The sequence below is a fragment of the Bradyrhizobium sp. KB893862 SZCCT0404 genome, assembly GCF_018130885.1.
In the GTDB taxonomy this organism is placed as follows: Bacteria; Pseudomonadota; Alphaproteobacteria; order Rhizobiales; family Xanthobacteraceae; genus Bradyrhizobium; species Bradyrhizobium stylosanthis.
Window position 1 is genome coordinate 145425 of the sequence record NZ_JAFCLT010000003.1, and the last position, 25814, is coordinate 171238.

At 59.6% G+C, this 25814-nt stretch carries 24 protein-coding genes; 13 read left to right on the top strand and 11 right to left on the bottom strand.

Annotation, left to right across the window (positions count from 1 at the left end; genetic code table 11):
- The 3 genes from JQ617_RS14665 to JQ617_RS14675 all read right to left on the bottom strand — a co-directional run bounded on the left by JQ617_RS14665 (window position 1) and on the right by JQ617_RS14675 (window position 4262).
- On the bottom strand, window positions 1-1242 hold the full coding sequence (locus JQ617_RS14665; RefSeq protein ID WP_212026929.1) for an FAD-dependent oxidoreductase: 1242 nt from the start codon (window positions 1240-1242) through the stop codon (window positions 1-3).
- A gap of 433 nt (window positions 1243-1675) precedes the next feature.
- On the bottom strand, window positions 1676-2863 hold the full coding sequence (locus JQ617_RS14670; protein WP_212027426.1) for an L-talarate/galactarate dehydratase: 1188 nt from the start codon (window positions 2861-2863) through the stop codon (window positions 1676-1678).
- A 43-nt stretch (window positions 2864-2906) separates the two neighbouring features.
- Window positions 2907-4262, bottom strand: coding sequence for an MFS transporter (locus JQ617_RS14675; protein ID WP_212026930.1), 1356 nt, complete (start codon window positions 4260-4262; stop codon window positions 2907-2909).
- A 125-nt stretch (window positions 4263-4387) separates the two neighbouring features.
- Here JQ617_RS14675 and JQ617_RS14680 point away from each other — a divergent pair, with 125 nt between their 5' ends.
- From JQ617_RS14680 to JQ617_RS14730, 11 genes are all read left to right on the top strand, one after another.
- On the top strand, window positions 4388-5272 hold the full coding sequence (locus JQ617_RS14680; RefSeq protein ID WP_212026931.1) for a LysR family transcriptional regulator: 885 nt from the start codon (window positions 4388-4390) through the stop codon (window positions 5270-5272).
- A gap of 97 nt (window positions 5273-5369) precedes the next feature.
- Window positions 5370-7022, top strand: a complete 1653-nt coding sequence (locus JQ617_RS14685; protein WP_212026932.1) for an IclR family transcriptional regulator domain-containing protein — start codon at window positions 5370-5372, stop codon at window positions 7020-7022.
- 36 nt (window positions 7023-7058) lie between these two features.
- Complete coding sequence (locus tag JQ617_RS14690; RefSeq protein WP_212026933.1) at window positions 7059-8147, top strand: mandelate racemase/muconate lactonizing enzyme family protein; 1089 nt, start codon at window positions 7059-7061, stop codon at window positions 8145-8147.
- Between the two features lie 152 nt (window positions 8148-8299).
- Complete coding sequence (locus JQ617_RS14695) at window positions 8300-9028, top strand: RraA family protein (protein WP_212026934.1); 729 nt, start codon at window positions 8300-8302, stop codon at window positions 9026-9028.
- A 4-nt stretch (window positions 9029-9032) separates the two neighbouring features.
- A complete protein-coding gene (locus JQ617_RS14700; RefSeq protein WP_212026935.1) occupies window positions 9033-9506 on the top strand; it encodes a nuclear transport factor 2 family protein in 474 nt (157 codons plus the stop codon).
- Between the two features lie 9 nt (window positions 9507-9515).
- Window positions 9516-10307, top strand: a complete 792-nt coding sequence (locus JQ617_RS14705) for a shikimate dehydrogenase family protein (protein WP_212026936.1) — start codon at window positions 9516-9518, stop codon at window positions 10305-10307.
- Between the two features lie 338 nt (window positions 10308-10645).
- Window positions 10646-11440: a transporter substrate-binding domain-containing protein gene (locus tag JQ617_RS14710; protein WP_212026937.1), complete on the top strand. Its 795-nt coding sequence runs from the start codon at window positions 10646-10648 to the stop codon at window positions 11438-11440.
- Between the two features lie 45 nt (window positions 11441-11485).
- Entirely contained in the window at window positions 11486-12169 is a 684-nt protein-coding gene (locus tag JQ617_RS14715; protein WP_212026938.1) for an amino acid ABC transporter permease, read from the top strand.
- Between the two features lie 17 nt (window positions 12170-12186).
- Window positions 12187-12834 carry an amino acid ABC transporter permease gene (locus JQ617_RS14720; protein ID WP_212026939.1) on the top strand — a complete coding sequence of 216 codons (648 nt, stop codon included), beginning with the start codon at window positions 12187-12189 and terminating at the stop codon, window positions 12832-12834.
- Window positions 12818-13552 (top strand): amino acid ABC transporter ATP-binding protein, encoded by a 735-nt coding sequence (locus JQ617_RS14725; protein ID WP_212026940.1) that lies wholly within the window; start codon window positions 12818-12820, stop codon window positions 13550-13552. The genes JQ617_RS14720 and JQ617_RS14725 overlap by 17 nt, the downstream gene beginning before the upstream one ends.
- A gap of 94 nt (window positions 13553-13646) precedes the next feature.
- Complete coding sequence (locus JQ617_RS14730; RefSeq protein ID WP_212026941.1) at window positions 13647-14540, top strand: aldose epimerase family protein; 894 nt, start codon at window positions 13647-13649, stop codon at window positions 14538-14540.
- 102 nt (window positions 14541-14642) lie between these two features.
- Here JQ617_RS14730 and JQ617_RS14735 read toward each other — a convergent pair whose 3' ends face one another.
- The 5 genes from JQ617_RS14735 to JQ617_RS14755 all read right to left on the bottom strand — a co-directional run bounded on the left by JQ617_RS14735 (window position 14643) and on the right by JQ617_RS14755 (window position 19706).
- Window positions 14643-15683 (bottom strand): Ldh family oxidoreductase, encoded by a 1041-nt coding sequence (locus JQ617_RS14735; protein ID WP_212026942.1) that lies wholly within the window; start codon window positions 15681-15683, stop codon window positions 14643-14645.
- A gap of 19 nt (window positions 15684-15702) precedes the next feature.
- Window positions 15703-16518, bottom strand: coding sequence for a PhzF family phenazine biosynthesis protein (locus tag JQ617_RS14740; protein ID WP_212026943.1), 816 nt, complete (start codon window positions 16516-16518; stop codon window positions 15703-15705).
- Window positions 16508-17557, bottom strand: coding sequence for an amino acid ABC transporter permease (locus JQ617_RS14745; protein ID WP_212026944.1), 1050 nt, complete (start codon window positions 17555-17557; stop codon window positions 16508-16510). Before JQ617_RS14745 ends, JQ617_RS14740 begins: the two co-directional genes overlap by 11 nt.
- Complete coding sequence (locus tag JQ617_RS14750; RefSeq protein ID WP_212026945.1) at window positions 17544-18584, bottom strand: ABC transporter permease subunit; 1041 nt, start codon at window positions 18582-18584, stop codon at window positions 17544-17546. Before JQ617_RS14750 ends, JQ617_RS14745 begins: the two co-directional genes overlap by 14 nt.
- A 78-nt stretch (window positions 18585-18662) precedes the next feature.
- Window positions 18663-19706 carry an amino acid ABC transporter substrate-binding protein gene (locus JQ617_RS14755; RefSeq protein ID WP_212026946.1) on the bottom strand — a complete coding sequence of 348 codons (1044 nt, stop codon included), beginning with the start codon at window positions 19704-19706 and terminating at the stop codon, window positions 18663-18665.
- Window positions 19707-19856: 150 nt separating this feature from the next.
- Here JQ617_RS14755 and JQ617_RS14760 point away from each other — a divergent pair, with 150 nt between their 5' ends.
- Both JQ617_RS14760 and JQ617_RS14765 read left to right on the top strand, forming a co-directional pair.
- Window positions 19857-20495: a helix-turn-helix domain-containing protein gene (locus JQ617_RS14760; RefSeq protein ID WP_212026947.1), complete on the top strand. Its 639-nt coding sequence runs from the start codon at window positions 19857-19859 to the stop codon at window positions 20493-20495.
- A complete protein-coding gene (locus tag JQ617_RS14765) occupies window positions 20492-21256 on the top strand; it encodes an amino acid ABC transporter ATP-binding protein (protein ID WP_212026948.1) in 765 nt (254 codons plus the stop codon). The genes JQ617_RS14760 and JQ617_RS14765 overlap by 4 nt, the downstream gene beginning before the upstream one ends.
- 62 nt (window positions 21257-21318) lie before the next feature.
- On the opposite strand, the gene JQ617_RS14770 is transcribed toward JQ617_RS14765, so the two are convergent.
- The 3 genes from JQ617_RS14770 to JQ617_RS14780 form a co-directional block, all read right to left on the bottom strand.
- Window positions 21319-22701: an amidohydrolase family protein gene (locus JQ617_RS14770; protein WP_212026949.1), complete on the bottom strand. Its 1383-nt coding sequence runs from the start codon at window positions 22699-22701 to the stop codon at window positions 21319-21321.
- Between the two features lie 107 nt (window positions 22702-22808).
- The gene (locus tag JQ617_RS14775; RefSeq protein WP_212026950.1) at window positions 22809-24689 is read right to left on the bottom strand and encodes a TRAP transporter large permease; all 1881 of its coding nucleotides are present in this window, start codon (window positions 24687-24689) and stop codon (window positions 22809-22811) included.
- An 11-nt stretch (window positions 24690-24700) separates the two neighbouring features.
- A complete protein-coding gene (locus JQ617_RS14780) occupies window positions 24701-25693 on the bottom strand; it encodes a TRAP transporter substrate-binding protein (RefSeq protein WP_212027427.1) in 993 nt (330 codons plus the stop codon).
- Window positions 25694-25814 lie beyond the last annotated feature (121 nt).

The following is a 25814-nucleotide window of genomic DNA, read 5'->3' on the forward strand; positions in this document are numbered from 1 at the left end:
CTAGTGGCTTGCCGCCGTAGCACCCATTTCATTGATGAGAGCCATCTTCCCGAAACGGTCCAGGCTGAAGGGCAGCAGGATGTCGGCGACGCGGTCGTTCGCGACGGTCTCGGCCATGTATTTCCCCGCGACCGGCGTCGCCTTGAAGCCCCACGTCCCCCAGCCGCAATCGAGCCAATAGTTCTTGAGCGGACTGGCTCCCATGATCGGCGTATAGTCCGGCGTCATGTCGGTGATCCCGGCCCATTGCCTCAGCAGCTTCACGTTATGCAGGAACGGGAACAGCTGCAGCGCGCCGTGAGCAAGCTGCTCCTTGAGGTCCAGCGTGGAGCGCGTCGAGATCAATTGATACGGATCCGAGCCGCCGCCGATGACGATCTCGCCGCGGGAAGACTGCACGAGATAGGTGTGAAGATTGGCCGAGGACACCAGCGTATGGAGGAACGGCTTCAGCGGCTGCGTCACCATCGCCTGCAACGGAAAACAGCGAATGGGCATGTCGATGCCGGCCATTTTCGCGACGTGCTGGTTGGCGCCGCCGGCCGCCTGGATCACATGTCCGACGTTCACCGTGCCACGGTTCGTCCTGATGGACGACACCCTGTCGCCGACCTTGTCGAAGCCGAGCACCTCGGTCCGCTGGTGGATTTCCACGCCGCGACTCGCGGCCTGCGCCGCATATCCCCATGCGACCGCGTCGTGCCGCGCCGTGCCACCGTCCTCGTGCCAGAGCCCGCCGATGACCTCGTGCTGTCCCCCCTCGTCCATGTTGAGATGCGGGCAGATTTCCTTCACTTGAAGCGGATCCACGACCGAAATCCGCGTGCCATGATGCTTGCCCATCTCGGCGCGCAGATGGAAGGACCTGAGGGTCGCCTCGGAATGCGCCAGCGTCAGCTGGCCACGCTGCGAGAACATGACGTTGAAATTCAACTCATGCGACATGTTCTCGTACAGCGAGACGGCTTCCTTGTAGAACCGTATCGATTGATTTGTGATGTAGTTTGAACGAATTGTGGTGGTGTTGCGCGCCGTGTTGCCACCGGCGAGATAGCCCTTTTCCAGAACGGCTATTTTGTTGATGCCGTGATATTTGGAAAGGTAGTGCGCGGCCGCCAATCCATGCCCGCCGCCACCGACGATGACGACATCATAGTGCCGCTTGAGATCAGGCGTTAGAGGGATCTCGCGATGCGGGACGTGGTTGCGCTTCAGCCCATATTTGAGCAGCGTGAGAGGCATTTCGCAGGGCTGCCTTCGTTGAAATCATGACTTGTTTTCAGCCCATGCTCGCCTCGTTCGCCCAGCCCAGCAAGCAACGTTATCTGGATCAATGACCACGAAATTGTTTTGCAGGTGCCCGCCGTTGGATGGCCTCGGGATCCAGCGACGCCTCTCGTGCTGGGCAACCCATTCGGCGGGTTTAGCTCGCCGAAATTGTTGGGCGGACAACCAGACGGCCTACCGTCGTCTCGAGAGCCGGCGCGTCACCGCAACTGCCATTACGGAACTTCCAGTCGCGCTTCGCTCAATAGATGCTCGCGCCATCTCCTCGCGGGTTCTGCAAGAATCCCATCCCGCTCCTTGGCGAACCGTCGACAGTCGATCCTGGCGAGTCTTGCCGCATTCGGCGAAGCCTGGCCCGTGAAGCCGAGCCAGGCTAGCGTGCCGAACGTTACGGCCGCTTGCCGACCTCATGGGTGGCGCGCGCCCAAGCGCGGGCTTGCTCCGAGAGGCTGAAGCCAAGGCCCGGACGGTTCGGCACGATCATGCGGCCGTCCCGAACTTCCAACGTCTCGTTGAACATGGCCTCCGACCATTCGAAGTGCTCGACCCAGGGCTCGCGGCCATAGGCCGCCGTCAGATGCAAATGGATCTCCATGCAATAATGCGGCGCGAGTTGCAGCTTCTTGTGATCGGCGAGCGCCAAGATCTTGAGGAAAGGCGTGATGCCGCCAACGCGCGGGGCGTCGGGCTGAATGAAGTCGACCGAATTGTGGCGGATCAGCTCGTAGTGCTCGTCGACGCTGGTCAGCATCTCGCCAGTCGCGATCGGCGTTGCGAGCTCGGCCGCGAGCGCGGCGTGGCCCTCGTAGTCGTAGGCATCGAGCGGCTCTTCGATCCAGGTCAGGCTGAACTGCTCAGCGATGCGGCCGAATCTCAATGCGGTGGTGCGATCCCATTGCTGGTTGGCGTCGATCGCCAGCGGCAAGTCGCCGATGTGCTTGCGAACCGCCTCGATGCGCTGCAGATCGACCATCGGATCGGGTTGGCCGACCTTCAGCTTGATGGCTCCAATGCCCTTGTCGAGCGCCATCGAGACGCGCTGCTTGACCTCCTCGATCGGCATCGAGAGATAGCCGCCCGACGTGTTGTAGCAGCGCACGGAATCGCGATGCGCGCCGAGAAGTTTGGCTAGCGGCAGCCGCGCGCGCTTGGCCTTGAGATCCCACAGCGCGATATCGAACGCCGCGATCGCCTGCGTCGACAGGCCACTGCGGCCGACCGATGCGCCGGCCCAGACGAGCTTGTCCCAGATGCGCCCGATGTCACTCGGATCCTCGCCGACGAGTTCGCCGGCGATTTCCTTCGCGTGCGCGAACTGGCCCGGCCCTCCCGCGCGCTTCGAATAGCTGTAGCCGATGCCGCTGTGACCCTGCTCCGTTTCGATCTCGGCGAACAGAAATGCGATTTCCGTGAGAGGCTTCTGCCGCCCCGTGAGAACCTTGGCGTCGCTGATCGGCGCCGCAAGCGGCAGGAAGACCAGCGATAGCTTGACCCAGGCGATGCGATCGGTCGTGGCTTCGCCGGGCGCCAGTCCCGCGGCAAGTGGATTGGCGATGATGCGCGGAGGGGTTTGCATGAAGTTCATTTGGTGTATCCTCGTGAGTGGGGGGTGAAGGTTTCTATTCGGCCGGAACGGCTGTGCCGCTGGGCACTCCGGCCTGTTCGGGGATGATCATGCGCTGGATCGGACCGACGATGACCCAGTAACTGATGATGGCGAGCAAGCCATGCAGGCCCACATAAAGCAGCGCGCCGTTGAAGGATCCTGTGGCCGCCAGGATGTAGCCGATCGCCACTGGCGTGGTGATACCCGCCGTGTTGCCGATGGCATTGAACACACCACCGGTGAGACCGATTACGTCCTTTGGCGCCGCATCGGCAACGACCGTCCAGCCCAGCGATCCAAAGCCCTTCCCGAAGAACGCCGCACTCATCAGAACGAGCACAAGCGTGGTGGAATCGGTGTAGTTGCAGCCAATGATCAGCGTTGTTATCAGAAGGCCGATCGTGATGGGAGTCTTGCGGGCAAAAGTGAGCGATCCGCTTTTCGTCAGCAGCCAATCTGAAAAGAAACCGGTCGCAACTCCGCCGATGAAGCCGGCAATGGCGGGGACGGTTGCAATCAGGCTGGCGTCCAGGACCGAGAAGCCGCGGGCCTTGACGAGATAGCTTGGAAACCAGGACACGAAGAACCACGTGATGGACGAGATGCCATATTGCGCGAGAAAGATGCCGACAAGCATTCGGCTACGGAACAGCGCGGCAAGGTCCGACCATTTCGGGCCGACGCGTCCGTTTGTGTGAACGGGTGCCGCGCCCAAATCGACGAGTCCGCCGCCCGCGCGCACGTACTCCAACTCTTCGCTGCTGATTTTCGGATGATCGGCGGGCGGATAATAGGCGACCGCCCATAGTGCGGCGAAAGCCAGCCCCATAACGCCCATGACGGAAAAGATGTGCTCCCAGCCGAAGCGATGGTCGAGATAACCCATCAGCGGTGTGAAGACGACCAGCGACACATACTGCGCGCTGTTGAAGATCGCGCCGGCTATGCCGCGTTCGCTCGAGGGAAACCAGGCTGCGATGATGCGGCCGGCCGCCGGGCCGACTGGCGATTCGAACACGCCAAGCAGGAAGCGCAACACCAGCATGGTCAGGAAGGGGTGGACCAGCCATCCCACGCCACTCATCGCGAACGTGACGATGGACCAAAGGGTCAGTCCGACCAAGATCGTGAATTTCGCGCCGAGCTTGTCGGTGATCCAACCCATGGGCACTTGCGCGAGCACATAGGCCCAGGCGAAGGCGGAAAACATCCAGCCAAGCTCGACCGGGCTGATCCCGAGAGCCTTCGACATGCTAGGGCCAGCGATCGACAATGTCGCTCGATCACCGCTGCTCAACGCGAGCAGCATGGTGATGAGCGCCAAGATCACGAAGCGGACTTGGATTCGAGCGAACTTGCGATCTGACATGCCGTTGATCCTCCATTGCTGATTTTCCGGATCGATCTGGCGTCGACCGCGGAGCGAAACCTAGACGGAGGATCAATTCACGTCTAAGCTCAATTTTGGATCAGATTATTACCTAAAAGGTATCAATGATCGAATTTGCGCAGATCCGGGCCTTTGTGGCAGTCGCCGATGAGCTGCACTTCGGGCGTGCGGCCAAGCGACTGAACATGACCCAGCCGCCGCTGAGCCGGCACATCCAATTGCTCGAGCAGTCGCTCGACGTGATGCTGCTCGAACGCACCAGCCGCTCGGTCGAATTGACGATGGCGGGCCGCGCATTCCTCGGCGAGGCGCGCGCACTGCTCCAGCAACGCGAGAATGCCATCAAGGCGGCGCGCGAGGCCGGCGCGCTTGCTGGCGGTTCGGTCAAGATCGGCTTTGTGGGAGCGACCACCTACGGCTATTTGCCTTGGCTCGCCTCGCGTCTGCGCACTGAATTGCCGCAAGTTGAAACCGACTTCGTCGAAATGACGTCGCGCGAGCAGCTCGATGCACTCAAATCCGGTCAGATCGATCTCGGTCTGGTCCGCCCGCTCAAGACAGTCGACTCGGTCAGGAGCGCTTGCGTTTTCCGAGAGGAATTGGCGCTCGCGCTGCCGCTCGAACATGCGCTTGCGGCGCGCCGCCGCCCCGAGCTCGAGCAGCTCGATGGACAGCCCTTCATCATGTACTCCACCGCCGGCCCCTATATGAATTCGCTGCTCACCATGGCGTTCGCCGCGGCGGGAATCCGGCCGAACGTCGTGCAATCGATGAGCCAAGCCCAGTCTATTCTCGCTTTGGTCAGCACCGGCCTTGGCCTTGCGATAGTCCCGGGGGAGACCCGCAACGCCTGCTTCGACAATGTCGTGTTCCGGCCGATCCGGCTCGGCGCTGCGGTCTTCGCGGAATTGCATGCCATCTGGCGGAACGACAATCGCAACCCGGTTCTGCCGCGCCTGCGTGAACTCGCCTTCCGCAACGAAAATTGACTGGCGAGTCTCAAGATGTGGGCATTTCAGTCAAAGAAGACGTTGGAGGTCTCGCGGCCGGCTGGATGGTCTCATCCTTTGAAACTAACATTGCGCCATGTCTGAACACGAAGTCGAGTGGTCGCCGGATCTGATCCATCCCAAGAACGTCGCCGGAACGGCTCTTCTGGGCAAGGCCTGCGACATCCTCGAACTGATTGGCAGATCTCCAGGGGCGCTAGATCAGGCGAGGCTCGCCGAGATGACCGGCATACCCAGGGCCACGCTTTACCGCATCTTGGCGGCGCTGATCTCGCGCGGCCTAATCCGGACCGATCCCCGCGCACAAACCTACACGCTCGGCTTCAACTTCCTCGATCTCGCTCAGAATGTCTGGTCGTCATCGGACCTCGCTTCGATCGCATCGACCGAGCTCAGGCGGCTACGCGATCTGACCGGAGAGACATCCTATCTCGCGGTGCAAGAAGGAAGCCACGTTCTCTCCCTCGGCCGCTTCGAGAGCGCTCATTCCGAGCGCTCGAACGCTCGGCTTGGTGCGCTCAAGCCGATGCATTGCACCAGCCAGGGCAAAGCCATCCTCGCCCATCTCTCGGAGACGCAGGTCGAGATCGTGCTGCGCGCCGGGCTGACGAAGTTCACCGACAAGACGATCTGCGACGCCGAGCAGCTGAAGACCCATCTCTCCATCATCCGGGCGCGCGGCTATGCGATCGACGACGAAGAAATCGTCCTCGGCACGCGCTGCGTTGGAACGGCCGTTCTCGATCCCGACGGAAAGCCGCTCGCAGCAATCAGCGTGGCCGGCCCGACCTTCCGCGTCACCGCCGAGCGTGCGGAGCAACTCGGTCAGGAGCTCGTTGAGGTCGCCAAGCGGATCTCCAACTTGCTCGCCCCGACCATCAAGAGCATCCGACACGACGGCGGCGACTATAGGGTATGGTCGACGACTGCTGGATTCGTCGGCGCGGCGCCGCGTTGGGACGTGCGGACTCGGACCCTGATTTGGGTCGATCTGCTGGCGCCGGCTATCAGGGCCGACGGTGAGAGCACATATACGATCGCACTGCACGAGCTCTCCGAGAGCATCAACTCGCTCTGCCTGCTCGAGGACGGCATCGTGTTTTCGGTCGGCAATGACGTCGTCATCGATAATCTCTCCGGCGCACGCGAGCGTATCCAGGGAAAACCGGGGCGCCCCCTCAAAGCGCTACGCGCCTCGCCACAGCACGAGCTCTGGGCCACGGCCTTCGACGCAGAGGCCAATATCAGCAAGATCGGCATCTGGCGGAAACAATCGGGGCTCGAGCCCATGTTCGAGTTGCAGGGACAAGTGACCGACATCGCCTTCGTGGGCGATGCCGGACTTTTCGCGGCGTTGCCATCACGACAATGCATCTATTCTCTCGAACTGAAAACCGGGCGAAAGCGCAGGTACGCCGACATTCCCAAGGTCGCGGGGGCGCCTTGCGCCCTCGCCGTGGACGAGACCTTCACCCCATGGATCGGACTGTCCGAAGGCTGGAGCGTCGTCAAGCTCAATGACAGCGGCGAGATCGAGCGGACCATCGCGCTGCCTGTCCCTAGTCCGACCGGAATCACCTTTGGCGGCACAGCGATGTCTGAGCTGTTCGTGACGAGCGCACGGACCGGCCTGTCTCGTGAAAGTCTCGCGAACGCTCCGCTATCCGGCCACTTGCTCTCGATCGACGTCGGTGAGCGCGGCTCCGCAGAATCCATCGCAAAGCTGTAAAGGCAAAATATGCAGGCTCCCGGCGTCGATAGTTCCGTGCCGCAAATCGTCTCGCTGGACACTTATCCGGTGCGGATTCCCTTCATGGATGGGGGACGGGGCACAGGCGGAACGCCATCCCGCTGGCACACGCTCGATATGGTTCTCGTCCGGATCGAAGACGAGGCAGGGAATGTTGGGTGGGGAGACTCCTTTGCCTATTTCTGCCTGGACGCAGTAAAGGCTGCGGTCGATCACATGATCGCACCGTTCGTCACCACCGCGAGGATTGACGACATCACCGCCTGGAATCTCGACGTGCAGCGGAAGCTGCATCTCTTCGGCCGCTATGGGATCACGCTGTTCGCACTTTCTGGCGTCGACATCGCACTATGGGACCTGAAGGCGAAACGGCAACGCGTGCCGCTCTGGCGCCTGCTCGGAGCGGACGTGCCAGTACGACGCCCAGCCTACGCGAGCCTGGTGCGGTATGGCGACAAGGATGAGGTCACCCAACAATGCGAGCGTGCTCTCGCGCTCGGGTATAACCATATCAAGCTGCATGAGATCGCGCCCGAAATCATCAAGCGTGCCCGCGACGTCGTCGGGCCTGGCGTCGCCCTGATGGTAGACGCCAACTGCGCATGGACAAAAGATGAGACCGCTGCGCTGCGCGGGACGTTCAAGAGCTGCAACGTTCTCTGGGTGGAAGAGCCGGTGTTCCCGCCCGACGACTACCAAAGCATGGTTGAGATCGAGTCCCTGGGCCTCGCCGTTGGAACCGGCGAGAACGCCGGCACCGCCTTCGATTTCCGCCGGATCATCAGCACGGTGACCTATCCGCAGCCGAGCATGACGAAGGTTGGAGGGGTCTCAGAATTCGTGCAGATCCTCCGTTCATGCGATCGCGGCGGCAAGGTCCCGATGCCGCACTCCCCGTATTTCGGACCAGGCTATTTCGCGACTTTGGCAACGCTGCCGCTAATGCCGGAGGAATCACTATTCGAATTCCTGTTTGTCGAGCCCGAGGCTTGGACGGCCCCCACGCCGGCACCACTGAAGGGCGTGGTGTCTGCATCCAACGGCATCGGCATCGGCTTCGAGCCAGATCTCGACGTTCTGAAGCGCTATGCCGTCAGAGCGTGATCTCACGATGTGAGACGTCCGCCCGCTCGTCTGCCTTCCCGACCTTACTCTCATCGTAATGAGGATTATGCTGCACGCAACGCGGGCAAGCTCGCTTCGCGCGATCCCGCTCCGTAACATTTGCCGACGGCGACGACCTGGAGAGAACCACGATGGCTCCGATTTCGATTCAAACGCTCAACAAGCTGAAATCCTGCTCGACAGCAACGCTCACGACGCAATTGTTCAAGCGCAACTACCGTCAGCAATTCCTTGTCGGGGTCAGGCCACTCAATCCGAATGCGGGCTCTTTCGCCGGTGAGGCCTTCACCCTGCGGTTCATCCCTTCCCGCGAAGACAAGGATTGGGATCTCTCCGACCTGCGCAAGCGCGGCGAGGACAACATGCAATGGGAAGCCGTAGAAGCGATCGGCGCCGGCCAGGTCCTCATGATCGACAGCCGCGGCGACCCCCGCGCCGCATCTGCCGGCAACATGCTGATGACGCGAATGATGCGCAAAGGCGTCGCGGCTGCGATCACAGACGGCGCATTCCGCGATGGGACCGAAATTTCCAAGATGCAGTTCCCAGCCTACTGCACGGCTAATACGGCCTCGACGCGCCCGGCCTATCACCGCGCCGTCGACATGCAGCTCCCGATCGGCTGCGCCGGCGTTGCGGTCTACCCTAGCGACATCATCGTCGGCGACAGTGACGGCGTGGTCGTGGTGCCCCGCTCGATCGCGCAAGAAGTGGCCGAGGACTCCTACGAGCAGGAACTTCGTGAGAAATTCCTGTTCACCAAGATCGACGCGGGCGCGCCGCTGTGGGGCACCTACCCGCCCAACGAGGCGACGATGAAGGAATATGCCGAGTGGCGCGCTCGCCAGGCCGCGGAGTAAGCCCATGACCGGTCCCACCCAGGCCAAGCAAGCCGAAGCTCTCATTCGGCGCTACTTCCAAGCCTGCAACGACGCCGATCACCAAGTCCTGCTGGATTGCTTCACGAGCGACGCCATCCACTACTTTCCCCCAGGCCTTCCGGGCGCGCCCTGGCGCGGCGCCAAGGCAATCGCAGACGGCTGGATATGGTGCGTCAAGACCTTGGGCTCCCGCTGGACTATCGAAAAGGTATTGGCGAGCGAAAATGGCCGCGAGGCGGTGATCGAGTGGACGCACTGGAAGACCGCACTCGGCGAAGTGCTGCGCGGCGACGAATGGTACGTGTTCAATGACGACACCACTCGCATCGCCGAGATCAGGGCCTACTACGCCTCACCGGTCAACAAGGCCGAGTCCGTAAACGGGCTACACGACTTCGATTACAAGGCCAGGGGCTACGCCGTGGCGCCGCCCTCGCCCGCACCCAAGATATCCTAGCGGAGCCCGATGCCCCTCACTGGAAAAACGCGCATTCACACCCTGATCGGATCGCCGATTGCACAAGTTCTCGCGCCGGGCTGGCTGACCGAACGGATGAAGGCAGCCGACTATGACGGTCTGCTCGTGCCTCTTCACATCGAGAAGGGCAATCTCGATACTGCGCTTCCGGTGCTCAAGGCGATGCCCAACATCGACAGTATCCTCATCACATTGCCGCACAAATTCGGCGCGATCGCCCATTGCGACCGCCTCTCGGGGCGCGCACGGTTGCTCGGCGCAATAAACGCCATGCGCAGAGAGGAAGACGGCCGCTGGTTCGGCGACAATTTCGACGGCGCAGGCCTCGCTGCCGGCGTGAAGAAAGCGGGGCATGCGATCAAGGGGAAGAGCGTTTTCATGGTCGGTGCTGGCGGCGCAGGCTCATCGATAGCCGTCTCCATGCTGGAGGAAGGCGCGCACCATCTGACTTTTCACGACATCAATACGATCAATCAGGGCATGCTCTTCGAGAAGCTCAGTTCCGCCTACCCCGGTAAGGTTTCCATTGGCAGCGTCGTTCCAGCTGGCTGCGATATCGTCGTCAATGCGACATCGGCGGGTTTGGAGAAGGGCGATCCTCTCCCGATCGACGTCTGCCAGCTCGCGCCGCATATGGTCGTGGCTGATGTCATCACCGACCCAATACCGACGCGGCTGCTCGCGGAGGCCAGCAAGATCGGCTGCGCCACGCGAGACGGGACGCATATGCTCGATGGGCAAATCGAACTGCTGTTTTCGTTCATGCTCAGACGATCCTGACAGGAAGCGGGCTCCCGCATCTGGCGGCAGAACGCGAAGTCTCACGAAGTGAGACGAACATTCCGATCGCAAAAGATCGTGCTTCTCCTCGATCGCAGCGATCGGTAACGTCTCAAACAACAAAAACAACCAAGAGACCTTCGGGAGGACGACCCGCGAGCATTCGCAGGATCCACCATGCCCGTCGCGATGTGCCCGACCGCCACGTGCTTTTACCCGGTGGCAGCGGTTGCGCGCGTGCCTGACGGATGTGCCGCGGCGCTCACCTGAAATCAACGGCTCACGAAATGTGCTTTCTCGCCGGCACCGAATCGGTCACTCGCGCCTCGGAGGATTGAATGAAGACCCTTGCAACCGCCCTCGCCGCCACCCTAGCTGTGCTCACTCTCAACCAAGCCGCGTCCGCCGACGTACTGGAAAAGATCAAATCGGACGGCGTCATCCGTATTGCGGTCGATCTCAGCGTGCCGCCATGGTCCTTCAAGGACGAAAACCTAAATCCCACAGGGTCCGAGGTCGAGGCCGCGAAGCTGCTCGCTGCAGACCTCGGCGTCAAAATGGAAATCGTCGCCACGAACAGCGCCAACCGCATCCCGTTCCTGATGTCGCATCGGGCAGACGCCGTGTTGTCCGCATTGTCGATCACTGACGAGCGCAAGAAGCTAATCGCGTTCTCGCTGCCTTATTCCGGTGCCACCTCGTATATCGCGGCGCCGAAGAGCATGCAGATCAAGACCTTCGCCGATTTGTCGGGAAAGCGCATCGCGGTGACGCGCGGCACGACGAACGATGCCGACGTCACCGCGGCAGCGCCGCGCGATGCCGAAATTGTTCGGTTTGAGGACGAGGCGACGACCATGACGGCTGTTGTCTCCAACCAGCTCGACCTGGTCGCACAGGTACCGACCCTGGTCGAACTCATCAACAAGAAGAACCCCGCGAAAGACCTCGAGCTCAAGCTTTCCCTTCGCACAGCTCCCATGGGCGTCGGAATGCGTAAGGAGGATACCGAGCTCAAGCAATGGATCGATGGCTGGGTGAAGAAGAACATTGCCAACGGAAAGCTCCAGGCGATCTTTAAGAAATTCCAGGGCGCCGACTTGCCCCAGGAGGTCATTGCGGCATCCCAGTGACGCCTCGTCAGTGACGTCTCGGCTCGCGGAACAGGCAAACACTTCATGACTTACGATTTCGATTTCGGAGCAGTGCTGGCCTACTGGCCCCTCCTTCTGGAGGGAGTCTGGACGACACTGCGCCTCACTTTCTTCTCCACTGTATTGGGCATTCTAATCGGGGCCTTTTGCGCCGTGGTCCGAACCAGCGGAGCAGTCTGGGCACGATCCATAGTTTCGCTGTACGTCGAGTTCATCCGCAACACGCCACTGCTGGTTCAGTCCTATTTCTTGATCTTCGGAATTGCCAGCCTGGGAATCCGGCTGCCGATCCTGCTCGGAGCGACGATTGCCCTGACCGTCAACATCGGCGCCTACACGACGGAGATCGTCCGAGCCGGCATCGAGTCGATCCACAAGGGCCAGCTCGAGGCCGCGGCCTGCCTCGGCCTGTCGCGAACGCAGACCTATCTGCATGTCATCATCCGGCCGGCGCTGGAGCGGGTCTATCCCGCCCTATCGAGCCAGTACGTTCTGCTGATGCTCGCCTCCAGCATCGTCTCGTCGGTCGGCGTCGGGGAGCTTTTCGGCATGTCCAATCGCATCCAGAGCGCGACATTCCGCAACTTCGAAATCTTCGTCGTGCTCGGCGTGATCTATCTCCTGCTCGCCGTGCTCGTGCGCGCCACGTTTGCACTGCTGGGGTTTGCGATGTTTCCGCGCCGCCGCAAGCTCGGCACCCCTATCTGAGCGACGGGAGACGGCCAATGAATAGCGCTTATGTTGGCTCGCTGCTGTGGGGCCTTTGGGGGACGGCAGTCCTGAGTGTTCTGACATTCCTGTTCGGCGGCTTGATCGGGTTCATCGTCGGGCTCGCCCGTATCTCGCCCATATGGCTGATTTCATGCGGGGCAGCGGCCTATATCGAGGTCCTGCAGGGCCTGCCGCTCCTCGTGCTGATGGGCCTTTGCTTCTATGGGCCGAGTATTCTCGGCTACGAATCGCTGTCACCTCTGGTCGCAGCGACCTCTGCGCTCACGCTTTACAGCAGTGCCTATCTCGGCGAGATCTGGCGGGGGTGCATTCAGGCGGTGGCAAGGCCGCAGTGGGAGGCGGCCGAATGTCTCGGCCTGAGCCGATGGCAGCGCATGAGAGCGGTCATCCTGCCGCAAGCCCTGCGCATAGCCATTCCGCCGACAGTCGGGTTCATGGTCCAGATCGTCAAGAACACCTCGATCGCCTCGCTCGTCGTCGGCTATGCCGAGCTCTCCTACAATGCCAAGATCATCAATAACGCAACGTTTGAACCATTCCTCTATTTCGGAATCGCGGCGTTGATGTACTTCGCCATCTGCTATCCGCTGTCGGTCCAGAGCAGAGCGCTCGAAAGGAAGCTCAATGTCGGTAATCGTTGAACTCAAGGACGTTCATAAGAGCTTTGGCAGGCTGGAAGTCCTCAAAGGCGTCAGCTTCGAGGTCAACAAGGGACAGGTCGCCGCGATCATCGGACAGAGCGGATCGGGCAAGAGCACGGCCCTGCGTTGCATGGATCGGCTGGAGACGATCCAGGGCGGATCGATGCTCATCTGCGGCCATCAACTGCATGATACGGACGTCGACCTGGGGGCGTTGCGACGCGACGTTGGAATCGTTTTCCAAAGCTACAACCTCTTCCCGCACCTCACAGTTGCGGAGAACGTCATGCTTGCGCCACGCCTAGTAAAAGGGATGAAGCGGCGTGAAGCTCGCGGGATCGCTGACTCCGTGGTTGCGAAGGTGGGGCTCCGTGAGAAGATGGATTGCTATCCCGAGCAACTCTCAGGCGGCCAACAGCAACGCGTGGCCATCGCCCGCAGCCTCGCCATGGAGCCCAAGCTGATGCTGTTCGACGAGGTCACTTCGGCGCTCGACCCGCAACTCACCGGCGAGGTCCTGCGCGTCATGGAGCAGCTCGCCGGCGACGGAATGACCATGATCCTGGTGACTCACGAGATGACGTTCGCCCGCAAGGTGGCCGACCGGGTGATCTACATGCGGGATGGCAAGGTTCACGAAATGGGATCTTCGGACATCCTGCGCGCGCCGACCACTCCCGAGTTGGCCGCCTTTGTATCGGAGGCGGCGGAGCACTAGACGACCACGAACAAGCGCTACTACCAGGGACTTGGTGCGAGATGGTCAGATCGACCAGCCTTGCAGCGAACCCGATCAGTTTGATGGGCACTTCATGTACACGTTGACCGCCGGTGCGGCTCGTCTTGGCTTCTTGGCGTCAGCGGGCGGGCGCGTAACGTCACTTGAGCTATGCAGCAGCGATCTGGACGAATCGGCGAAATGCGTGTTGCGTCCATTTCCGGGCAATGTCGAGCCGGCGCAATTGCTGCGTTGGCCCAAAGGTGGAATCTATCCCCTTATCCCCTACAGCAACCGCGTCAAGGATGGTATACTTCGTTTCCGTGGCAAGCAGTACGATCTGCCATCGCTCCCCGACGCCCACCCGCATACGTTGCATGGGCACGCTCATCGGATGGCCTGGGAGACGATGTCGCTGACGCGCTCGCACGTAACGATGCGATACGTGTATTCGGGAGGCTCCGAGTGGCCTTGGCCATTCAGCGCAACACAGGGTATTGATCTCGAACCTACTCGTGCGCGCATCTCGTTGTGTCTTCAGAACGATGGGCCAGCGCCGATGCCAGCAGGCATCGGCCTTCATCCTTATTTCCAGCACGACCTGGACGACCGCATCGCGTTCGACGCTCCAATCGATTGGCCCGTAACGACAGACTATCGCGCCGATCTCCCCCGAGATCACTCCGCGCCGCACGAGTCTGGTCCGCTCCCCCCCGGTGAGGTGACGCTTTATCGCAGCGGATGGCGTGGACTTTGCGTCATTGACCGCGCGAACGGCGACCGGATTAAGATGGAGGCTGATTCGACATTGTCACACTTTGTCCTGCATCGACCGGCCAGTGCAGAACATCTCTGCGCTGAGCCCGTCAGCCACGTCGCTGATGGATTCAACCTCTTCGCCGAAGGGCACCAAGGCACCGGAACGGTTGTTCTCGAACCAGGAGAAACGTTGAAAGGCATTGTCACTATTTCGCTCGGCGCCACTTGAATTCCATCGCCGTGCACTGTCGCTTGGATGTCGAAAGCGCTTGTTCGCAGCGACCTCCACATTCTTCGGAGACGCAGCGTATCGATCCAAAACTAGTCTAGTCTAATGAGCCGGATGCATTCTTTGGCGGATCGCCAACTCGCGTAGATCTTCGAGCTGACGTCGCGACAGCGGAATTCCGCGGCTCTGTGCCAGCGAACGGTAGGCAAAGCGCCGCTCGCCCGGCAGGCGGTCCTGTCCGGCCTCCTTTACGACCTCCAGCAAGCCACGAAGCCGCATTTGGAAATCGGTCGGGTTGCCGCGCCGCCCATCAATCAACAACAGAAATTGACCAGTTCTGGGAGTCTGTGCGCCGGGAAAATCAGTCCAGTCGACCTGGTGGGAAAACGCACCACCACTCAGAGCCGCCGACAGAACTTCAACCATTAGCGCAATAGACGCCCCCTTGTGGCCGCCGAACGGTAACAAAGTTCCACCACATAAGACAGCATTCGGATCGGTCGTAGGCTCTCCTGCCAAATTGAGCGCCTGATCCGGCGCGAGTTGGCGTCCCTCGTTGGCGGCGATCAGGAGGTCTCCATGAGCAATTGCACTCGATGCCTGGTCAAATACAAAGGGACGAAAACCCGCAACGGGACAAGCAAATGCCAGGGGGTTGGTTCCGAGGACTGGCTTCCGACCTCCGTGGGGAGCGACGCATGCCATGCTGTTGACGACTGACAAGGCCATTAGCCCTTGATCGGCGAAGGGTTCTACATCGGGCCATAATGCGCTGAAGTGATGCGAATTCCTTATGGACAGTAATGCGACGCCTGTTTCCTTGATCTTCTCCAGCAGCAGCGGCTTTGCGGCTTCAAGCGCAACTTGAGCAAAGCCGTTCTTGGCATCACAACGGAGAAGCGCGGGAGCGGTATTCTCCAGGATGGGCTCGGCCGCACCATCGACCCACCCGCTACGGAGCGATGCAACGTAGCCGGGCATGCGAAATACGCCATGACTGGCAGACCCGTCGCGTTCGCACGAGGCGCAATTTGCGGCAAGCAGTGCGGCTGAATCCCTTGTCACGCCATTCTTGGCGAAAACATCCGCCAAGATTTCTACAAGCTCAGGAAAGCTAAGGTAGACTTCATTCCCGCACGACATAATGCCTCTTCGCAAGTCGCTAAAAAATTCCGCCCTCGAAGACCAAGGATCCTGCTCCCGCCACCGCGACGGATGCGGAGATTCGAACGCCAGTGGATGATACGTCGCAGACGAGCTCGCCTCCGCGCTCCGAGGCCTGGTAGGCTCTTAGTCTCGTTTTCTGGAGACGATCTGCCCATAGCGGCGCGATCGAGCAATGGGCAGAGCCGGTTACGGGATCCTCATCGACTCCTATTCCGAATGTCGGACAAAAGAAACGAGACACGCAATCGTAGTCGCGACCTGGAGCTGTTGCGATGATTCCGCGCCGGCCGAAGGCACGCAGTGCGCCCATGTCAGGCACGAGGTTGCGAACCTCGCTGTCATGGCGATAGACCGCAATCAGGTCCCGCCCTGCATCCAGCACCTCGACCGGGATGGCTCCAAGCGCCTCCGAAAGGCCCGGAGGAATTTCGGTTGTGGTCGATTCCCAGCGCGGGAGAGTGGCTGCAAAGTTGCTTTCTTCGCGTTCAACAAGGACCGAGCCGCCGGAAGTATTGAAGACAAAGCTCATCCATTCGGGGTGACGATCGCCGACAAACTTTGCAGCGGCTAACGTTCCATGGCCACACATGGAAGCAACTGCGGTTCCGGAACGGCTGAACCAGCGCAACCCTATGCCGCCCGACTCCTCGACCACGAATGACGTCACCGGCAACGCGATTGCGCTTGCAAGTTTCCCCATTGTTGCGTCCAGCGGCCATTGGCCCAACGAGCACACGCCAGCCGGATTCCCACCACCGGGCAATCGGCTAAAGACCGACATCGTCACATAATCAAACTGCTCAGCGCTCATAGGGCTTACGAAGCTCCCTGTTGATTCTACCCCCGAGCCACGCGATGAGGCCAGCGGCACCAAAGTAGATTGCCGCTATGAAGACATACACCTCCACATAGGCATTGGCCCACTCCGCGTTTCCATACGCCGATTGCGCGGAAGCTGTGAAATCGAAGAAGCCGATAACCGCGACGATGGACGTTTCTTTGAACATGGCGACCAGCAGGTTGACGGTCGCCGGGAATCCGTTAGCGATCGCCTGAGGTAGCAAAACCAACCGCATCCGGTGGATGACGGAAAGTCCGAGTGCGCTCGCCGCCTCTGCCTGGCCGAATGGAATTGCCTGGAGGCCCGCGCGAACGATTTCCGACTGATAGCAGCCGTTCACGAAGGCAAATGCGAGGGCAACTCGCCACAGCTTGCCACCCGCCAGAGCCCCCGGGAATACCAACGGCGCGAGCACTGCTATGGAAAAAAGCACCATCACCATCGGCAGGGATCGCACGCCGTCGACAACGACCGCCGTTGGTCCCGCGATCCAGCCTGTCCGAGAGCGACGCAGCAGAGCCAACATCACTCCAATCGGCATGCCAACCAAGCAGCCAATAAGGTAAAGGAACAAGGTGAGAGCCAAGCCTCCCCAAACGTCGGTAGGAACGTAGGTCAGTCCCGCCAGCCCGCCGTAGAGAAGCCCGAGGAATCCCGCGATCACGCCGACGGTTGCCGCCAGTAAGCGCTTGGGTCGCCTGGTTCCCAACCAAGGCAATAGAAGAATGAAGGCAAAAACGAGCAGGACCGCGAGGCCAGCGCGCCATCTCTCTTCGGCTGGATAAAGTCCAAAGAGAATTAGTCCGACACGTCGAGGAATGACAGCCCAGCATGCACCACTCGGTTTACAGCTCGCATAGCTATCCGCATTCCATGTTGCATCGAGGATTCCCCATTGCAAGAGGCTCCAGGAAGCCCACCCCAGCAGCAACGCGCCAACGCCACTTGAAGCAATCGACACGATATCTGTATTCGAGCGGAAAGCTCTCAGGCGTTCACCGTTGACCATAGTTCGGAATCTCGACAGCACGATTGATGAACCCGAACAGGGACAGAATGAGCTGATTTATCAGGACGAAGCCAACCGTCATCAACCAGAGCAGGCCGATTGTGCGCCCCGACTGGTTGATTGACATGAGCGTGACTGCGAATAGATCGGTAAACCCCACCGCAAGACCTATCGACGTGGCCTTTATTAGCACAGTGAACTGGCTGGCGAGTGGCAGGACGATCGCGCGAAGCGCTACCGGTATCCGCACTTTCGCCTCTATCGCCCACAATGGAAGCGCAAGAGACTTGGCCGCTTCGATCATTCCAACCGGCACGGTCTGAAAGCCGCCTCGGACGATTTCAGCGACATACGCTGACCCATACATGGAAAGAGCTATCCAGATCGCCAGAAATTCGGTTGGCACGTGCAGTCCGCCCGCGAAACTAAAGCCTTGCAATTGGGGAAAGCTCACCATCGATTCCGGAATAGAGAATACGTACGCCACACCAATCGCACCGCAGGATGCGAGCGAAGCAAAGCCCAGCCTGCCCCATTGCGGAGGAATGAAGCTTCGACTCACCCAGAAAACCGCAAGCAGCGTGAATAGCCCTGCAGTCAACGCAATCAACCCACTCAGAGTTAAAATCGGGATCTCCATGCCACGGTTGGTTAAACGTACTCCGATAAAGGAATACGCCTGCCGTGGAGCGGGCCCGTGCGCAATTACGGCGAACCAGAAGAGCGCCTGTAGTAGTAAAGGCATATTTCTGAATAGCTGGACGTAGGCTACGGCCACCATCTTCCATACAGGGTTTCTCCCCACGATGATGATCGCCATCACAGTTCCGACCACCGTCGCAACGATCACTGCAAGAAGAGCGAGAACAACTGTGTTGAGGTACGATAGGCCGATCGTCCACCAGTATGGATCCGAAGAGCGTTGCGGCAAGATCGAGAAGCCCATCTGCCAGCCCGTCGGCCGAATGAGGAAGTCGAACAGCCCCAGCATCAGCCCGGCAGTGGTGGCCGCGACGACGACTGCCATGAATATCGACGCAGGCGTTAGTTGCAGCCGCTTAATATCCGCAGCCGATGATGGACTCATTGCTCAGCACTCGAAACCCTAATCCAGAACGGGAGCGTAGATGAGACCGCCGTCCTTCCACAGCCGATTAAATCCGCGGTCCAGGTGGTAAGGCGACTTTTCTCCTAGCTCCCTGTCATAGACTTCCCCGTAGTTGCCGACGTGTTTGATCACGTCATAGGCCCACCGATCTGGCAGATTGAGCATTGCACCATAGTAAGGCTGGACACCCAACAGTCGAGCTACAGGAGGATTGGCAGACGGATTGGCCTTTGCTTCCGACAACGCCTTATCGACGTTCTGACTGGAGATACCGAGTTCCTCGGCCTTGATCATCGCAGCGATAACCCAATCCACGACCAAGCCGAACTTCTTGTCACCTGATTTGTATGCGGCGGCGATCGGCTCCAGCGTAAGGGTTATCGGGAGAACAACGTGCTCGGTGGGATTCTTGATCCTCGTTGATCGAGTAACGGCAAGGCTGGGCCCCCAAGCAGCTTCCGCGTCACATCGCCCACTGAGATACGCAGACAGTTCTTCCTCGCCGCGCTCGTAGGTGACGATTTTGAACGTGAAGCCTTCCTTGGCCATGAAGTCGGCAAGAATTGGCTCGAGGCTTGTGCCGGCAGCAGTGCAAACGGTGGCGCCCTTGAGGTCCGAGGCTTTCGTTACCCCGGCAGACTTCGGGACCATGAATTGGAAACCTCCAAGAAAATATGGAAGGCTGAAGTCGAGACCCTGGGTCGCATCGCGCGATAATGTCCAACCCGTGGCTTTGAAAAGTACATCGACATCGCCTGACTGCACGGATGGGAATCTCTGCGCCCAACTCAGCGGAACGTATGTCACTTTGTCGGGCGATCCCAGGATGGCAGAGGCGACGGCCTTGCAGAACTGAATATCAAAGCCCTTCCAATTGCTCTTTTCGTCGATTTCGAAGAATCCGCCGAAGCTCCCGTTGTGAGCGCTGCAGCGGAGACTGCCACGAGCCTTCACCGCATCTAGAGCACTGGCCGATTGCGCTGACGCCGCCAGCGGAAGCAGTGCCGCGCTGATCGCCACCGCAGCGACTATCGAGCTCACTATCCGAGTTTTCTCACTAGTTTTCATTTTCGCGCCTTTCCTCGGATTGACAGCAGAGATAATGAAGGCACATCTTTGGAGGATTGGCAAATAAAATTTCTTATTAGAAAAAATATCGCCTATAAGAATATTTCTGTGATAGGAAAGTCTATGTCCGAACGTGAACCCACGCTCCTGCCGCTCGCAGCCGACCGCGATCAATCTGTAAAGATCAGTGGGATCGTAAAGACGCTCCGCAAGCGAGCAGGTCTGACGCTCGCTGAATTGGCGGAACGATCAGGCGTATCAACTTCAACAATCTCGAAGATTGAAACCGGGCAATTGCTGCCCGGTTATGAGGTCATTCTCGGACTGTCGATAGGACTGGGCGTTGAGGTCGCCGAACTTTTCCGGATGAACCTCACGGAAGCCCCAACCGGGCGCCGTGGGGTGACCCGGTCCGGCGCCGGTGCGAAGTACAACTCGCCGCGCTACGTCTACGAAGCCTTGGCTCCCGACGTGTCGAAAAAACACTTCCTGCCGCTGGTTGCGACGGTCAAAGCTAGGAGCGTTCGAGAATTCGGCCGGTTGCCGTCGCATGAAGGGGAAGAATTTGTCTACGTGCTCTCTGGCTCGGTGCGGCTCTACAGCGAACACTACGAACCGCTAGAACTCGACGCCGGGGACAGCGCCTACTTCGACAGCCGATCGGGCCACGCCCTGATCTCGACGAGCCCCGACGATGCGACCGTCGTCTGGGTGTGCTCCGACATTGACGCGCTTCGCGTGTCCACGCGGGAGCCGTCATGAGCAACGACGTAACAACGGTGACAAGCAGGGTTGAAGCGATCGTAGCTCAGGGCCTGAACAAGTGGTTTGGAGCACATCATGTTCTGCATGACATCGATATCGCCATCGGTCGCGGCGAGCACGTCGTGGTGTGCGGCCCATCCGGCTCGGGCAAGTCAACTTTGGTGCGCTGCTTCAACGGCCTGGAACCTTATCGCTCCGGAAGACTGACTGTTAACGGGCACGACATGAGCGTCCTGAAGAACGCCTCGGTCGTTCGACAGAACGTCGGCATGGTGTTCCAACAGTTTAATCTTTTTCCACACATGACAGTGCTGGAGAACTGCACATTGGCTCCAATCTGGTCGCAAAAGCTGCCCTCTTCCGAGGCTGCAGACATTGCGATGGAGTTGCTGCGACGAGTTCACATTGCCGCTTACGCAGATCGATACCCCGGACAATTGTCCGGTGGTCAGCAGCAACGAGTTGCCATAGCGCGGGCGCTTTGCATGCGACCGAACATCATGCTCTTCGACGAGCCGACATCGGCACTGGATCCTGAGATGATCGCAGAGGTCCTGGATGTCATGATCGACCTAGCCAAATCCAATATCACAATGGTCTGCGTCACTCATGAAATGGGCTTCGCACGCGCCGTCGCAAACCGGATTGTATTTATGGCGGACGGCCGCATAGTCGAGGAAGCGGAGCCGCAACAATTCTTCGAGAATCCTCGAACAGAACGCGCGCAAAAATTCCTCCGTCAAGTATTACCGCACTAAGGCCTGTCCGTCCCCTGCGGGCGGCGAGCGTTAACCGGTCGCCGCCCGCAACAACTACGGCGCTAATGCTGCGCGAATGCAGCAATCGGCCCTGCAACGGGACGACCACGATGCCAGACTGCGGAGATCCGGTGGACATTCGCGATGTTTGCGGACGGATCTGCATCCAGCACGACGATATCTGCGAGCTTGCCCGCCTGAAGGACACCTCGATCATCAAGCTTGAGCAGCTTGGCTGCATTGCTGGTGGCGATCGTTATGGCCTGGAGCGGCGTCAGACCGGACTCCACGATCAGATCGAGCTCGCGGTGCTCTGCGATACCCGGGAACCGCAGGCCAACGCCGGAGTCCGATCCGAAGCCGATATTCACGCCTGCCTTGTAGAGGGTAAGCAGGTTCTTCTCGTTCATCGCGAGCGCGGCGCGAGCGCGTTCCGAGCCGGGTGCGTTGTGGACCTTCTCGCGCCAAGCGGGATCGTTGAACAGCGCCTTAGCGGCAGGGTCGAGGCCGAGCTGCACAAAAGGATCGTTGGTGATCTGCGGCTTGTCAGCGAAGATGAAATTGGAATCATCGAGCGCCAGCGTTGGGATATACCAGGTTGCGCCTTTTTTCATCAGATCGATCGTCGAAGCATCGACTTCCTTGTCGCGAATGCCGTGCGCCAGGATATCGGCTCCGCCTTTGAGAGCGGCCTGAGCGTCTTCGATATCGTTGATATGAAAAGCGACCCTGATTCCGTTCTTGTGGGCCTCATCGACGACAGCCGTGTAAATTTCCGGCTTGACCTTGACGGGGAGTGAGTGGCCAAAATCGTCAAGCCACACCTTGATGAGGTCGGTCTTTCGACCTGCCATCTCCTTCACGGCAGCGCGGGCAGCATCTGGCGTGTCGGGACGATAGATCTGGTCGGGCCCGACCGGAACGATGGAGACAGGCGGAGCGCCCATGGCAACACCGACGCCGCGGTCGGCTCCAAAGATGTCCGAGCCGGGCGCTGTGCCAGCATGGAGCTCCGCGCGCAGTTCGTAGAACAGGGGAGCATTCAATCCCAGCGACGTCAGGCTGGTCACGCCATAAGCCTCCCACTGGCGAAGCTGGGACAGAATATATTCGCGATTGTAGTTGTCGGGGCTGGCCTTCAGTTGTTTGACAATGCCAAGATGAGAATGGTTTGAGATCAGGCCGGGGATGATCGACTTGCCAGCAAGATCGATGACCTGGGCTGCCGGCGGAATTTTGATCGACTCTGATGGACCGACGGCAGAGATTTTGCCGCTTTCGATGATGACGACCGAATTCGCAACCGGCTGGCCACCGAGGCCATCGATGAGCGTAGCGCCCTTCAGCGCGATCGGTTTGGTTGGATCGACGCTCTGCGCACGCGCCGGCGCGTACAAGGCGGACAGCCCCACCGCGACCAGCGCGGCAAGCCTCAGCATTCTCATTGCGTTACTCCCTTCTGATTTTCGTTCTCGTACTGTCTGATCCGCGCCAAGCTCCTCAGCTCGGATCATTCTCGATGCCTTGCCGGCATCGGAATTTGTGAGACGGCTCAAAGCATGCAGGTGGTCAGCCAGGGAATGGCAGCCACGGCGATGAGACCTAGGACCAGGGCGACCAGGTAGAGCCAGAGGGGGCGAATTCCTTCGGTCGGATCGACTTTGCCGATGGCGCAAGCCGTGTAGTAGCCGATGCCTAAGGGCGGAGCGAAAAGCCCGATGCCCATGGCGAGGATGGCGACCATTGCGTAATGGACCTCGTTTATTCCCATGGCCTTTGCCACCGGAAACAGAAGGGGGCCAAAGAGAACGATGGCCGGGATACCTTCAAGGACCGAGCCGAGTACGATGAGCGTTACAATCGTAATCGCCAGGAATCCGTACTGGCCTCCGGGCATTGTGCTCATCGCGGCGACGAGCTGTCGCGAAAAGCCCGACTGCGTAAGCGCCCATGCCATGGCTGTCGCCGTCCCGATGATCAGAAGGATGGCGCCCGACAAAGCCGCGGTTTCAAGCAAGACGGTTCCCAAGCGGCTCCACCCGATCCTCGCACCGAAAAACGCCCAAGCCACGAGCCCGTAGAGCAACGTATAGATGATGCCAATCGTCGAAACTTCGGTCGCCGTGGCGACTCCTTCGATCACAGCCGCGCGAATAAGAAACGGAAGAGCGATCCCGGGTGCGGCGACAAGAAGGGCCCTTCCAATCTCCGAAGCGCCCGCACGCCTGACATGCGACAGATCGGCTTTTCGTGAACGCCACCAGACGACGATGCTGAGCGCAACCGCCAGGACGAACGCCGGGATAAGCCCACCGGTGAACAGTGCGGCAATGGACACTCCTGTCACCGAGCCGATCGTAATGAGAACGAGGCTTGGCGGGATGGTTTCAGACATGGCGCCAGAAGCCGTGAGGAGAGCCACGAGTTCACCTCCCTTTTCTCCGCGCCTCTTCATTTCCGGGAAAAGCACTGGCGCAATAGCCGCCATGTCGGCGGCCTTTGATCCCGAGATGCCTGAAACAAGATACATCGCCGCAAGCAGGACGTAGGAAAGTCCGCCTCTCAAATGGCCGATCAGGCTAGCCAGAAGATTGACCATGGCGCGCGCCATGCCGGTGAGCTCGATCAACAGGCCCAGGAAAACGAACAAGGGCACCGACAGCAGGATGAGATGCGACATCCCCTCGTCCATGCGCGAAACAATGACGGTCATCGGCACGCGCGTCGCGAGAAACAGATAGGCAAGCGTGCCGAGGCCGAACGAGAAGGCAATCGGAACGCCGGAGAATACGGCCGCGCCGACCAATAAGACAAAAAAGATGAGGAGCCGATAATTTCCGATTCCCATGATCAGCGGCTTCGCGAGAACCAGCGCGAGCCCGACCAAGACGATGATGGTCAGCGCCTTCGACAGATCGGCTAGCCGGTGAAGCCGGACGAAGCGGATCGCCCCGAACAACAGCATGAAGCCACAGCCCAATGGTAGCGCGGCGGATCGAACGATGTTCGAGACTTGCATGGCCGGAGTGACAATGGCGATCTCGTCAAGAGCGTACTCGATCGACGGATAGAATATCGCGAGCAAAAAGCAGAGGGCGGCGACAAGGGCGAACGCCTCGAAGAATGGCCATCTTCGCGGAGATGCAAGGCTGATAAGAGCCGTCATTCGCATATGTTCGTTGCGACGAAAGGCGATGACCGTTCCAAGCATGGCCAGCCACAAGAACAGAATGGAGGCCAGCTCGTCCGACCAACTCAGGGGCCGATGGAACGCGTACCGGCTCACAACGCCTGCGAACAGGACAAGCGTTTCGACCACGACAAGGCCCATGGCCGCTATTTCTACTGTTCGCCCGAGGACGTTCTCGCAGGTAGAGAGCCACGAGAGGGAAAGCGTCTGGCGCGTCTCGATCGTCGTCTCTGCTGAAACCATCGCGCACGTCCTCAGGAGATCGGACCGACGTACTTTTCCAGTACTGTCCAAGCCTCGTTTCCGAATTTGGCCTTCCATTCCTGATAGAATCCGATGGACTGAAGCTTCGACCTAAACGCGGCGGAATTGATGTCGTTGAACGTCAGGCCCTGAGCCGTGAGGTTCTTCTCGAGCGATGCGTTTTGCGCGAAGATGTCCTTCCGCTGTGCAAGCGCAGCTTCGTTGACTTTCTTGCTGATGATGCCTTGGACATCCTTCGGCAGACCCTTCCAAACCTTACCATTGGCTAGAAACCAAAAGCCGTCCCAGATGTGGTTTGTCTTGGCGAGGTACTTTTGGACCTCGTACAGCTTCCCCGCTTCGATGATCGCCAGCGGATTCTCCTGACCTTCCGCGACTTTCGTCTGCAAGGCAGAATAGGTCTCGGCAAAATTGATCGTGACGGGCGCTGCTTCGAACGCCTTGAATAGGGAAGTATACAATGGGCTCGGCGGCACCCGGATTTTGAAGCCCTTAAGATCGTCAGGACTTTTGATCTGACGCCCGGAGGAGGTCACCTGTCGGAAGCCGTTGTCAAAGATGTGCTCGAACGCTACGAGCCCGGCTTTATCGACCTGACCGCGAATGTATGCTCCGAGTTCTCCATCCATCGCCGGCCAGATGTTGTCGTAATTCGTCCAGATGAACCCCATGCCGTTGATCGACGTGGTCGGAACCAGAGTCGACAAGATCAACCCCGACACGGTGAAGAATTCGAGCGCCCCCGAACGGACTTGGCTCAGCATGTCGGTGTCAGACCCCAACTGGTTGTTGGGAAACATCTGAATGTCGACCGCACCGTTGGTTTCCTTGCGAATGGCTTCCATCGCCGCTGACATGTGGATGGTCAGGGGATGGGTAACCGGCGAGTTGTTGGCGGCCTTCAGGGTGAATTCGGCCGCATGAAGACGAGTGACGCGAAGGACGGCCGGTGTGGCGATCAGACCGATTGCGACCACTCTCATGAAGCGGCGACGCGATGCTGGCTGACCGGCGGATTCTCTGCGTGAATCGCTCACCTGAATTCTCCTCCCCGTTACCGAATCCGCGACGCCCGCCGCGATTCGACGCCTTATTGATCTTTTT